This window comes from Chitinivibrionia bacterium (assembly GCA_009779925.1).
Lineage (GTDB): Bacteria > Fibrobacterota > Chitinivibrionia > Chitinivibrionales > Chitinivibrionaceae > WRFX01.
This window is the reverse complement of the sequence record WRAZ01000016.1, coordinates 1-11912: the sequence shown is the minus strand read 5'-3', so window position 1 is coordinate 11912 and position 11912 is coordinate 1. Positions and strand designations below refer to the sequence as shown.

Sequence of the window (11912 nt, the reverse complement as noted above, 5' to 3'; positions counted from 1 at the left end):
GAAATGACTGTTTTAATCACCGGAGCGGCAGGTTTTGTGGGTTTTCACTTATCCCAAAAGTTGTTGGAAAGCGAAATTACGATTGTAGGTTTTGATAATCTCAACGATTATTACGACGTAAACTTAAAGTTGAGCCGTTTGGAAATTTTGAAAAAACATAAAAATTTCACTTTCGTCAAAGGCGATTTGGCAAATAATGACGACATTGCAAAATTATTTTCGGATTATAGCCCCGAAATAGTGGTAAATCTGGCGGCACAAGCGGGAGTGCGATATTCAATTGAGAATCCGAGAGTTTATTTGGAAAGCAACATTACAGGTTTTTTCAATATTTTGGAAATCTGCCGTAAATATCCCGTTAAGCATTTATTGTATGCTTCTTCGAGTTCTATATACGGAAATCAAGAAAAAACGCCTTTTTCGACGAAAGACAATGTCGATAATCCTATAAGTTTATACGCCGCAACCAAAAAAAGCAACGAGCTTATGGCTCATACATACAGCCATCTGTATGATATTCCTACTACAGGGCTTCGTTTTTTTACCGTTTATGGATCTTATGGCAGACCTGATATGGCGTATTTCAGCTTCACAAAAAAAATCATAAACGGCGAACCGATTAAAATTTTCAACAACGGTGATATGTATCGGGATTTTACTTATATCGACGACATAGTATCGTGTATAGAGAAAATGCTTTTTTGTCCGCCTAAAAGAGAAAACACCAAACCGCCGTATAAAATATATAATATAGGAAACAACAAACCTGAACGGCTGATGTATTTTATAGAAACTTTGGAAAAGATTATCGGCAAACAAGCCCCGAAAGAATTTTTACCGATGCAACCCGGAGACGTATATCAAACTTTCGCAGACGTATCCGATTTAACAACCGATTTCGATTTTAAACCGAATACTCCCATAGAAACAGGATTACGAAAATTTGTAGAGTGGTATAGAGGGTATTATGGTAATTTGCTTTTAACAAGAGATTGATGTCGAAATCTTGTTGCTGTAGAATATCAAGCATTTGTTGTCTTTCTTTATGGCTTTTCCTTGCCTAATTTCGCCTGCAGTTCAGCGCGCAATCGGGCGATTTCTTCGGCTTGGTTCGCAATTTCAGCCTCTTTATCCGCAATTTCAGCCTCTTTATCCGCGATTTCAGCCTCTTTATCCGCGATTTCTTCGGCTTGTTCGGCAATTTTCTTATCTTTTTCTCCGTAAGTTTGCTCTAAATAACGCTGATAATATAATTCCTTTTCAAGTTCCTTGCGCACTTTCTCATCCGCCGCCACGTGTTGTAAAACAGTCAGCAATTCCTGTATTTCGGGAATATTTTGTTCTGCAGGAAAGCTTTTAGTCGTCTTATCGCTCGAAGCAAAATTTTCTTGTGCAAATATCGACAACACGGCATCAAGTTTTGTGTTCAAACTTTGTTTTATTCTTTTCGTCTGCACAAAATACGCTTTGTGAGTTAAATGTTCCACAAAATTGTCGTTAACAGTTAAATTTTGATTTGTCTGCAAATCCTTGTATTCGGGAAATGCGACAAAAGCAGGCGAATTGACAGACAAATTAAATCCTAATATGTATATTGCAATAATCGGATATCCTGTTCTTGCATATTCTACAGCTAAATAATCTCTAAAACGTGGAATGTCGCCAAAATTTCCTGCTTTTTGTATTTCTATAATCACTGTTTTTTTATTACCGTTTTTATCTTGTATTTCAGCGGAAAAATCTTTGCGATAAAGAGTAAGCGCCCCGCTTTTTTTGTTCGGGTCGGTATGCTCTTGAATAGTTGCTTTAAGAGATATTACCTTACAATCCAATATAGTCCCGACAAGAAATTTCGCGATTTTATTGTTTTCCATAAGACGTTTGAACACCGCGTCATATATCGGATTGGCAATTACTACATTTTCTTTTTCCATAATCTCCTCCATATTTATTAGGATAATATACGTTTTGCGCCGCCAACAAAACCGCAAGAAGAGGAAAAATGCAAAAAAATTTGATGTATAAATAAGAATATACTAAATCTCCAAAATCGAAAACTTAAAAAGACAAATATTGGCATAAAAAACATTTTTACCATTTTTCCTAAGGGCGCAGAAATACGCCCTTTTTATTTACGGCAAAATGTATTTTTCTAAGGATTTTTGTATTTAAGGAGTAAATAATATGTATATAAGAAAAATCGTTTTGTTTTTGGCGCTTTGCGCGGCAATGTCATTCGCAAATTTGCCGCTACCTTTACAGCCAAATATTCACAGAACTGCTGACAGAGACAGCGTTTTCAGATTAGAATTGCAAACAAATTCAGCGTTTTGGGAACCGCAAAATTTAACTTTTCGGGCAAGAATGGACGCTGCTTTCAGCGAAAATGTTGACCAAAGCGGACGAGTAATATTGTATTTTATAGACTCCATAGGCAACGATTACTTGCAACTTGTATTCAGCGGTTTTTTCGATAATCGGGCGGTTCACGGCAGAACGGTAGATTGGGCGCGCCCGGGGGACAGAAGCGATACAGGGTCAAGAAGCACATTTGATTTATATCGTGCATTTTTAACATTTACGCCAAACGAATACATTAAAATAGGACTCGGAAAAGAATACTATAATTGGGGACCGTCGGAGCTTGGCGGGCTTATGCTTTCTGACTACAATACTGGTTTTGTCGGACTTTATCAACAATACCAAATAGGACCTTTTACCATTCGCGGACTTGCAACGCAACTCAGTAGCCAAGAATGGAGAGAGCCGCCCGGCAACGGTTATTTGGATAACCATATAATGCCGATACACAGATTTTTTTCAGCAGGCAGAATAGAGTTTTATCGTGAATTGTGGGGACTTGCCTTAAAACAAGCAATAATCTACGGAGGCGTAAACCGCTCTTTTGAAATTCCTTATTTAATTCCGATTTTCCCGTTTCACTATGCGCAAATGTCCAATTGGCGATACGGAAACTGGGGTAGCAATACCTTGGTCGGACTTGATGCTTATGCAAATTTCTTAGACAAAAACCTGCAAATTTACGGCGAATTACTTGTGGACGACTTCCAAATGGACGAAGACGACGCGTCCAAAAGCATACAAAATCTTATCGGCTTTGTCGCGGGAACAAGATTTAATATCCCAAATATTCTTTACGGATTTTTTGAGGGCGGACAAATAAACAGCTTCGTTTATAACAGTATGTCCGGCGATCTCGGAAGATACCTGAACAGAGACGCGTTTATAGGCAGTCCGCTCGGTCCCGACAATCAGCTTTTCTGGGGAAAACTCGGTCGTCATTTTGAAAGAATCGGTCTAAGAACAGAGTTGTATTTCTGGCTTCTTCGTCAAGGAGAGCGAGATATAAACTTGCGCTACAATCACAACTACCTTTTAGGAACGCGCAACGACAGAATTCCCTACGGAAACGTTCGCCGCGAAACAGCCACGTGGCTTTCGGCAATTTACGAATTTAAGCACAACACGGTAGAACTTTACGGCGGAATACAGAATTTCAGAACAGAGGGAGTTTCCGGAACGTCAAAAACTTCGCCGTTCTTTGGACTGTCCCTGAATGCCGCTATCGGACTTGGCTGGAACGCAAGATAATTACGAATTAAAAATTACGAATTACGAGTTTTTCCCTTTCGTAATTTTTAATTCGTAATTCGTAATTGAATTATTACTCCGGCTCCGCCTCGCCAATCTGGATATATGGCTTTAACTCGGGAGATTTTTCTATCAGTTTCTTTGCTACCGCTTCCAAGTGTTCGGCGTATCTGAAATGCGCGCCTTTTCCTGTTCGCAATTCGATTTCGTAAATCACTTTGTCGAGGTGCGCACTGTGTTCAAACGCAACTTGCGTTCCGAGTAAATATCCGTAATAATGCAAGTTGCGCTCGGCAAGTTTTTTAAGCAGATTTGAATATTTTTCAAAGAATTCGCTGTAATTTTCGTTTGCCAATTCGGGCGGTAAATAAAAGCCTACAGGCGCAAGAGGCGTAAATCTATTTCCGCAACGATGGCGGTTTAGGTCGCGCAATTCTGCGATTGCAATATTGTTGAACGCAAATTTCACCACCTGTCTTTTTATGTCGCCGCCGACAACGCTGTATCTGTTAGTCTTTTCGGCAAACGAATTTTCGACGGTGTCGATTTTCGGCATAAACGAGGGATTTTCGTCGAATGTCTGCACAAAAACCTCGTCGGGAATATTCTTTGTCTCAACGCCGTTTTTTTGAATATATTCGGCGGAATAATTAAGCAAACGCTCCGCCTGATACTTGCTCGCACCGTCGGCAAACGAGTGTCTTATCAAATTCGGCGCGATTTTCGCCAATTGTTCGCGAATTCCCTTAGCGGCAGTTTGCACTTCAACAAGCGGAAGCGCTTCCAATTCCTTGAGCGTTTGACACCAAACCCGCGCCGTCATAAGATACGCGGCGGAAGTTTTTGTAGCAAACGGAATAAACCCGCGACTTCTGTCGAGCGCATAATTTTTGAGTATTCTTTGACGGAATTTTTCGTTTTCATTCGGAGAAATCCGTAGTTTTTCGGGATATTTTGTCGCAAATTCGTCTAATTTTTGATATTCGCGATTATAAATTTCAAACGCCTCGCTCAAAACTTCACTCCATTCGCTTTGCAAATCTTTGGGAATACCGATTTCGTCGGGCGAAATTAAACTTTCGGGCGCCATTTTTATGTAGCGGGTGCTGGATTCCTGCCCATCGACCAATTGCGCGATTTCAAAAATCTTATAAGCCAAAAACATAGAACAATCGTCGATACAAATTGCGATAGAGCCCGTCATTCCGCCGATACTCGCGTGTCCGTAATCGACAAATTTAAATATTTTTTCAACGCTCGCGTCGGGATTTTCCTTGTCTACGCCTTCCAAAATCTTGTCTATTCCTAAATTAGAGCGGGAATATTTCGCCAAAACGCTCGCCAAAAGTTCGGGGGGGACTGCAGTTAAGTCCTGCGCCGCTTTGGGAGGAATTATCGGTATTACAGTTATTTTCATTTTTTTCTCCTTTTGATGGGTAAAATACTATTTGCGGCAGAGAGTGTGAAAGAGTATTTCATCATCAACAAGCGTGGAATTCGCCTCCGTCGGAAACTCGCCGCTTTTCACCTGCGTCGCATAATCCGAAAATGCCGCCGAAAGCGCGCTTTTTGCATCTGCAAACAAATGAGAATGTTTGTACGTTTTCTCAGAAAAGCCCGCAATGTCGCACCAAACCTGCACTTGACCGTCGCAAAATTGCCCTGCACCTATGCCGATTGTGGGAATTTTTAAAATTTCGCTTATGTATCTTGCCAAATTTGCGGGGATTAACTCCAAAACAAGCATTTGAGCGCCGTAAAGTTGCGAGGTTTTTGCAAATTCTACCAATTTTCTTGCGCGAACGGCGTCTTTGCCTTGAACGGAAACTTCAAGATATGATGTTTGCGGAGTATAGCCGATATGCGCGCAGACAGGAATGCCCGCTTCCGTAAGCGTTTTAAGCAATTCTTGAGTTTCTTTTTCTATTTCGAGTTTCACCATATCTGCGCCTGCTTCAAGCAATTTTTTTGCGCTCAGAACTATGTTTTCGCTGTTTTCGTAAACCGCCTCAAACGGTAAATCCACAATTATTTTGCATTTTGTGTTGGCGCGCTTTACCGATTTTGTCAAGAATATCATATCGTCGAGTTTTACCTCGTTTACGCTTTTGTAGCCCAAAACATTTGTTCCCGCGCTGTCGCCTACAAGCAAATAGTCGATACCCGCGTCCTCGGCTATTTTTGCCGTAAGCGCGTCATAACAGGTAAGCATTGCTATTGTTTTTTGGTTTTTCATCACTATGCGTTCCTTTCATTATACGTAGGGGCGGGGTCTGCCCGCCCTGCATTCGTTCGATTCTGCGTTTTAGGGCGGGCAAACCCCGCCCCTACGGAAATTTTTTAATCGTCTCCCTCATAATCATCGTAATCACCGCCGCCGTCTCGGTAGCCGGAAAACTGCTCTCTGTTTTTTGCGCCGCTTCTGCCGGGTCCCTTAAAATCAATGACGACAAACGAGCCCTCAAAACCGTAAGCCGCGTAAATTCTGTTTTTCAGGTAGCGAATATAATCCTCCGAAACGCGCTTTGGATTTGCGCAGAAAATTACAAAATGCGGATACGGGCTTGGCTGTTGCTTTATACCCAAAAAGCGCACCGATTGTCCTACTATATATGGATGCGGATTTCGGCGCGTCCAAGAGAAAAATTGGTCTTCGAGTTCGGTTTTTGCTACAATTTTTTGCGAATTTTCTTTAATTCTCAGCGTTAATTTCATTACCTCGGCGACCCGTTGCCCTGTCATCGCCGAAATCGAAAGCATCGGAATATTTTCCAAGTCCTTGTATTCGTCGCGGGTGGCTTTCACCAAAGAATCGAAGGTTTTGCCGTCTTTTTCGATGATGTCCCACTTGTTCCAGCAGATAATTAAGCCCTTGCGCTCTTCTTTTATGTGCGCCACGATTTTCATATCCTGCTCGCTCAGTTTTCGCGCGGTATCCACCAATAAAACCGCTACGTCGCAACGTCCGATACTGCCGATAGAACGCAAATTTGAGTAGTATTCCACGTCGTCGTTTACTCGCGCTTTTTTGCGAAGCCCTGCCGTATCAATTAGTTTTATCGTTTTTCCGTTGTAGTCAATGGTGGTGTCTATGCTGTCGCGGGTTGTGCCTGCAATTTCGCTGACTATCATTCGTTTGTCGCCCAAAATTTTGTTTATGAGCGACGATTTTCCTGCGTTCGGACAACCGACAACAGCTATTTTTACGGCGTAATTTATCTCTTCTTTTTTCTTTGTTATGCCTTTTATTTTTTCGACGATTTTATCGAGCATATCGCCCACGCCTTTTCCGTGAAGCGCCGAAATTGCAAGCGGCTCGCCCAATCCCAAACTCCAATAACTCTGCATAACCAGCTCGGCAGAGGGCGCTTCGGTTTTGTTTACCGCCAAAACCAGTTTTTCACAGCATTGTTTTCGCAGGCGTTTGGCTATTTCGCAGTCAAGGTCGGTCGGCTCAATGTCCGCCGAAGCCAAAAACAAAACAACGTCCGCCTCATTTATGGCGATTTCGACCTGACGGTTTATTTCCTGCTCCATTTTTTCGCCTGACTGCGGCACCATTCCGCCCGTGTCGATTATGGTAAAATGCGTGCCGCACCATTCTGCGTCCATATAATTTCGGTCGCGGGTGACGCCCGGTCTGTCATCAACAACCGCGATTTTTCTGTTCAATATCCTGTTAAAAAGCGTCGATTTTCCGACATTCGGACGACCTACGACCGCCACAGTTGCAAGTTGAGCCATTTTTGTTTCCTTTGAAAATTTGCATTCATCAGTTTTAGGTAAAATACTAAATGCCAACAAAAAAAAGGCAAACCATCCGGCTTGCCTTTGAAAATAATCGAAAAAGTAAATTTATCTGTTATTCAGATACTCCCACAACAACCGAACACAAACACCCGTCGCGAACTTCGGGCTCATTCCTTTGGCGGCGTTTTCGTTCCACGAAGTTCCTGCGATGTCCAAGTGGCACCAAGGCAAATCTTCCACAAAACTTTCGATAAAAGTCGCCGCTGTCGTCGAACTTGCGCTACGCTTCATTGTCGAGGTGTTTTGAATATCGGCGATGTCGCTTTTTACCGCTTCTCTGTGCTCTTGTCTTATCGGCATTCTCCAAACGGGCTCGCCTGTTTTTTCGCCCGCTTCAAAGATTCTTTTCGCCAAATCGTCGTTGTTTGAGAACATTCCAGCGACCGTATCGCCCAAAGCAATGACTATCGCACCCGTAAGCGTGGCAATATCGACAATTTCTGTCGGAGCGTAATTTTTTATTATATACGAAATCGCGTCCGACAAAATTAAGCGCCCTTCCGCGTCGGTGTTAAGCACTTCGACCGTCTTTCCGGAATAACCTTTATAAACGTCGCCGACGAAAAACGCGTCTTTTCCGATTGCGCTCTGAGCAGTGGGAACTACCGCCAAAAAGTTGATTTTCGGATTAAGCGCCGCCACCGCTTTCGCAACACCCAAAACCGCCGCCGCACCCGCCATATCGTGCCGCATTGTTTCCATTGAGCCCGACGGTTTCAGATTGAGCCCTCCCGTGTCGAAAGTAAGTCCTTTTCCGACGATTGCACTGTATTTGTCATTCGTTTTGTCGCCGTTGTATTTGATTATTGCAAGCCGCGGAGGAGTTGCCGAGCCCTTTCCGACCGCCCACAAAAGCCCAAGCCCTTTTTCTTGGATTTCTTTGTGGTCAAGGATTTCCACTGTCATATTTTTGTTGCTTTCGGCTATTTTTTTCGCCTCGTTCGCCAAATATTCGGGATTGACCACGGCGGCGTTATCGTTGGTTATATCACGCGTAAAATCCGCGCATTCGCCGATAATTTTTACGGAATTCAATATATCCGCCGCGCCGTCAAAATCTATGTGCAAATTTTCAACGCGGGATTTTTTCTCGCTCAAATATTTGTCGTAAGCGTAATTCCCCACCACCGCGCCCTCGACTGCCGCCGCTGCATATTCCGTGTTTTTTTGCGGCAATACGATTTCTACGCTTTTTCTTTTTATTTTATTTACGGCGCGCACCGCGTCGGCAACAGCGTTTCTAAAGACCTGCATATCGCTATTATCTTTGCCGAGCCCTGCGTAAATTATAACGTTTTCGCCGTCATAACGGGTTGCAACCGAGCCTGCTTTTGCTTCAAAATCGACGGGCTTTTCATCGTCCTCATACAAAAACAATATGCGTGCTTCAATGTTTTTTGTGTTAAGAATTTCCATAATTTTTTCCTTTCGCTTTATTTTTTGCCACAAAAATACTTTCTTGCGGCGGCAAAAACTATTTTTTCATACAGAACATTGAATTTTGAATTTTTTTGAGGTAAAAATGACCCAACACTTTTTGATAAGCGGGCTTGTCCTTGTAGGGCTTTTTCTGACATTTCAGGTCTTGAGCAAAACGCTCAACAACATAATAAACTACCTGTTGCAAATCGAATTTTTGCTACAAACCGAATACGATTACCGCAAAGAAGAACTCGACGTCCAACGAATTTTGAATTTGGATGATTTTGAGTGAGAGTGTAAAAAATGAAAGAGGGCGTATGCAATACGCTACCACAACTATTCCCTACCTTTTCTCATTTCTTCAAAAAATATCTTCCGATGACGAGAAAAAATTCCTCAGTTTTTTAATATCCGCAACAGGCGACTCAACGCTTTCCAAGAAATCGTCGGGAAGTCCGAGAAAATGAGTGTATTTTTGAATTAAATTCGGTAAAAAATCCATTGTCAGCTTGATTTAAAATCCAATCGTCATTCTCTAAGTTATTTTTGTAATGCTCATTTATAGCATTTCGCAAAGCCACTTCAAATAAACTCAGCGTGCCGTAAAAATTCTTTGAGGCTTGAATATTTTGTATGTATAACTCAAACGCTTTTTCCTCGTTTCCGCCGCAAGCCCGCTTATATTTTTCCATTCTGGACTTAGATAAATGCCTTTCACAATCGCCGTAATTCACTTTAAAATTTCCCTTCTTTTCAAGAAAACAATGTTTTTTTTTGCACAAAAATAATAAAATGCTTGCATTTGTTGCGGGAAAAATAGTATATTTGTAGTGTAGAGCCTGATTGTCCCTGTTGAAAAACAAACTTTCAGTGCGATGTCAGGGAAGATGCTATTAGTATCTTCCCGTTCTATTCTCTTCCGCAAACCGAATACAATTACCGCAAAGAAGAACTCGACGTTCAACGAATTTTGAACTTGGATGATTTTGAGTGAGGCGCAAATAACTGAAAAAGGGCGTATTTTCTACGCCCTGCAAAAAAACTAATTGATACTCAAAACACATTACGGTAATGTTGGCAGAGAATTAACTCTTTGATATATACCACCTTTAAAAATCCAATCACCGTTTCTTATATCGTAAGAATTACAGCCATCAAATTCAATCTCCCCAATAATACAGATTTGATTTCTGGATGGTACCCACCATTCAAAAGGTATTTGTTCTATTCTTCCTGCTTCAAAATCAATATAGTGTTCAATTCCTTTTCCGTCAGAAAAAAACTCGAAGAAATAACCTGCTTCCGGTGTGTTTTCTGCCCAAATCCCTACGAGCGAATTATCAATATTACCGCCACCGCCATTACCTCCACCACCCGACCCTCCGCCGCCTGAACAAGCTACAAAAAAACTCGCCAGCAAGGCAAACACCACAACTAACGCCATTTTAAGAAACCTAATTTTTCCCATAATACAACCTCCTTAAAAGTTGAAAAGTTAAAGCAAGAACAGAGGAAAAAGGCTGTCCTGCCAGTAATTCATATTTTTTGCGAAAACAATGAATAAATCTGTATTGGTTATATCAGAAGTTAGGCAGAACAACCTGTAAAGGCAGTTCTCCTTCCGAGATAACCAGAAGAAATATACACAGAAAGTGGGATTTTGCCCACAATCATTGTTTTCGCAGTCAGTAAAATAATATTTGTTTGATAGTAGTTTTGTTATTTGATGTTTTTTTGTGGAATATTAGCAAAAAACAAGAAAACCTCGCGTTATTATTAATGTATATTTTAATTCCGCTTTCAAAAAAAGAAAAATAACGAAAATTCGCAGAGGTGATGTTGTGCAAAACGTATTTTTGTTGCAGAAAAAAGGAGACAAAATGTCAAAAAAAGAAATCCAAGGCAACTTATTTGCCGACATAAAAACGCTGATAGAACAAAGCAAACTTCAAGTTGCCGTTGCGGTTAATTCGAAAATGACTATGCTGTATTGGCAGGTTGGTAAACGCATTGCGGCAGAATTGCAAGACAAAAGCCGTTCAAGCGTTTACGGCAAAGAGGTAACATCTAACTTATGCAAAGAATTGTCGGAAGAATACGGAAGCACATTTGCAGAGAAAAATGTTCGCAGAATGATGCAGTTTTACAACGTTTTCCCTGAAGAAAAGATTGTCGTATCGCTGATACGAAAATTAAGTTGGACGCACATTTTGGCAGTAATACCCATTGAAGACCCGTTAATGCGGGATTTTTATATTGAAATGTGCAGTATGGAAAAATGGAGTGTGCGAGTGTTTAGAGAACGCATAAACTCGATGCTCTACGAACGAACTGCCATAAGCAAAAAGCCCGAAGAAACTATAAAACACGACTTAGAAATACTGAAAAACGAACAAAAACTAACGCCTGATTTGGTGTTTAGAGACCCGTATTTTCTTGATTTTCTGGGTTTGCGAGACAAATATTGCGAAAACGATTTAGAAACGGCAATAGCGGTAGAATTGCAAAGTTTTATCGCTGAACTCGGCAGTGATTTCGCATTTATTGCCCGTCAAAAAAGAATGACTATAGACAACGAAGATTATTACCTGGACTTATTGTTTCTTCACAGAAAACTAAAATGTTTGGTTGCAATAGACCTGAAAATCGGAAAATTCAAAGCGGCATATAAAGGTCAGATGGAACTTTATTTAAGATGGCTTGAAAAATACGAAAAGCAAGATTGGGAAAATCCGCCGATAGGACTGATTTTGTGCGCAGGAAAAAGCGAAGAGCACATAGAACTTTTGCAATTGGAAAACAGCAATATCAAAGTTGCCGATTATATGACGCAATTGCCCGATAAAAAATTGTTGGAGCAAAAATTAAGAATTGCTGTTGAAGTAGCGAAAATGAGGTTGGAAAAGACAGCGAACTGAAAAACAGAAAGAAGGGGGAAAAATATAATGATAGACAAAAAAACAACCAAAGCCGAAACGGTCGTGCTGGCGGGGCTTCACATAGCAAAAACGCCGAAAATTATTTTTGAAGAGGACTTGGCGGAAATGCTTATGCTCTGCGAAACGGCG

The 11912-nt window shown here is 41.3% G+C and carries 11 protein-coding genes; 5 read left to right on the top strand and 6 right to left on the bottom strand.

The features are described from left to right. Positions 1-3 precede the first annotated feature (3 nt). Positions 4-996 (top strand): NAD-dependent epimerase, encoded by a 993-nt coding sequence (locus FWE23_06245; protein ID MCL2845035.1) that lies wholly within the window; start codon positions 4-6, stop codon positions 994-996. Positions 997-1043: 47 nt separating this feature from the next. On the opposite strand, the gene FWE23_06240 is transcribed toward FWE23_06245, so the two are convergent. Continuing rightward, entirely contained in the window at positions 1044-1934 is an 891-nt protein-coding gene (locus FWE23_06240) for a hypothetical protein (GenBank protein MCL2845034.1), read from the bottom strand. A gap of 250 nt (positions 1935-2184) precedes the next feature. On the opposite strand from FWE23_06240, the gene FWE23_06235 reads away from it, so the two are divergent. Next, complete coding sequence (locus tag FWE23_06235) at positions 2185-3612, top strand: capsule assembly Wzi family protein (protein ID MCL2845033.1); 1428 nt, start codon at positions 2185-2187, stop codon at positions 3610-3612. 73 nt (positions 3613-3685) lie between these two features. On the opposite strand, the gene FWE23_06230 is transcribed toward FWE23_06235, so the two are convergent. The 4 genes from FWE23_06230 to FWE23_06215 form a co-directional block, all read right to left on the bottom strand. Continuing rightward, complete coding sequence (locus tag FWE23_06230) at positions 3686-5029, bottom strand: FAD-dependent thymidylate synthase (protein ID MCL2845032.1); 1344 nt, start codon at positions 5027-5029, stop codon at positions 3686-3688. Positions 5030-5056: 27 nt separating this feature from the next. Further along, on the bottom strand, positions 5057-5848 hold the full coding sequence (gene panB / locus FWE23_06225) for a 3-methyl-2-oxobutanoate hydroxymethyltransferase (protein MCL2845031.1): 792 nt from the start codon (positions 5846-5848) through the stop codon (positions 5057-5059). Between the two features lie 104 nt (positions 5849-5952). Continuing rightward, complete coding sequence (der, locus tag FWE23_06220) at positions 5953-7356, bottom strand: ribosome biogenesis GTPase Der (protein ID MCL2845030.1); 1404 nt, start codon at positions 7354-7356, stop codon at positions 5953-5955. A gap of 111 nt (positions 7357-7467) precedes the next feature. After that, positions 7468-8838, bottom strand: a complete 1371-nt coding sequence (locus FWE23_06215; GenBank protein ID MCL2845029.1) for a leucyl aminopeptidase — start codon at positions 8836-8838, stop codon at positions 7468-7470. 106 nt (positions 8839-8944) lie between these two features. Between FWE23_06215 and FWE23_06210 the strand changes: the two genes are divergently transcribed. After that, positions 8945-9136 carry a hypothetical protein gene (locus FWE23_06210; GenBank protein ID MCL2845028.1) on the top strand — a complete coding sequence of 64 codons (192 nt, stop codon included), beginning with the start codon at positions 8945-8947 and terminating at the stop codon, positions 9134-9136. A 25-nt stretch (positions 9137-9161) separates the two neighbouring features. Beyond that, positions 9162-9311 (top strand): hypothetical protein, encoded by a 150-nt coding sequence (locus tag FWE23_06205; GenBank protein MCL2845027.1) that lies wholly within the window; start codon positions 9162-9164, stop codon positions 9309-9311. A gap of 596 nt (positions 9312-9907) precedes the next feature. On the opposite strand, the gene FWE23_06200 is transcribed toward FWE23_06205, so the two are convergent. Continuing rightward, positions 9908-10312: a hypothetical protein gene (locus tag FWE23_06200; GenBank protein ID MCL2845026.1), complete on the bottom strand. Its 405-nt coding sequence runs from the start codon at positions 10310-10312 to the stop codon at positions 9908-9910. A gap of 412 nt (positions 10313-10724) precedes the next feature. Between FWE23_06200 and FWE23_06195 the strand changes: the two genes are divergently transcribed. Then, positions 10725-11762 (top strand): PDDEXK nuclease domain-containing protein, encoded by a 1038-nt coding sequence (locus FWE23_06195; GenBank protein MCL2845025.1) that lies wholly within the window; start codon positions 10725-10727, stop codon positions 11760-11762. Positions 11763-11912: the final 150 nt, after the last annotated feature.

Excerpts from the sequence above, each read along its gene's own strand:
- FWE23_06200 (MCL2845026.1), bottom strand. The coding sequence starts at position 10,312 with ATGGGAAAAATTAGGTTTCTTAAAATGGCGTTAGTTGTGGTGTTTGCC.
- der (MCL2845030.1), bottom strand. The coding sequence starts at position 7,356 with ATGGCTCAACTTGCAACTGTGGCGGTCGTAGGTCGTCCGAATGTCGGA.
- FWE23_06240 (MCL2845034.1), bottom strand. The coding sequence starts at position 1,934 with ATGGAAAAAGAAAATGTAGTAATTGCCAATCCGATATATGACGCGGTG.
- FWE23_06230 (MCL2845032.1), bottom strand. The coding sequence starts at position 5,029 with ATGAAAATAACTGTAATACCGATAATTCCTCCCAAAGCGGCGCAGGAC.
- panB (MCL2845031.1), bottom strand. The coding sequence starts at position 5,848 with ATGAAAAACCAAAAAACAATAGCAATGCTTACCTGTTATGACGCGCTT.
- FWE23_06195 (MCL2845025.1), top strand. The coding sequence starts at position 10,725 with ATGTCAAAAAAAGAAATCCAAGGCAACTTATTTGCCGACATAAAAACG.
- FWE23_06205 (MCL2845027.1), top strand. The coding sequence starts at position 9,162 with ATGCAATACGCTACCACAACTATTCCCTACCTTTTCTCATTTCTTCAA.
- FWE23_06245 (MCL2845035.1), top strand. The coding sequence starts at position 4 with ATGACTGTTTTAATCACCGGAGCGGCAGGTTTTGTGGGTTTTCACTTA.
- FWE23_06235 (MCL2845033.1), top strand. The coding sequence starts at position 2,185 with ATGTATATAAGAAAAATCGTTTTGTTTTTGGCGCTTTGCGCGGCAATG.
- FWE23_06215 (MCL2845029.1), bottom strand. The coding sequence starts at position 8,838 with ATGGAAATTCTTAACACAAAAAACATTGAAGCACGCATATTGTTTTTG.
- FWE23_06210 (MCL2845028.1), top strand. The coding sequence starts at position 8,945 with ATGACCCAACACTTTTTGATAAGCGGGCTTGTCCTTGTAGGGCTTTTT.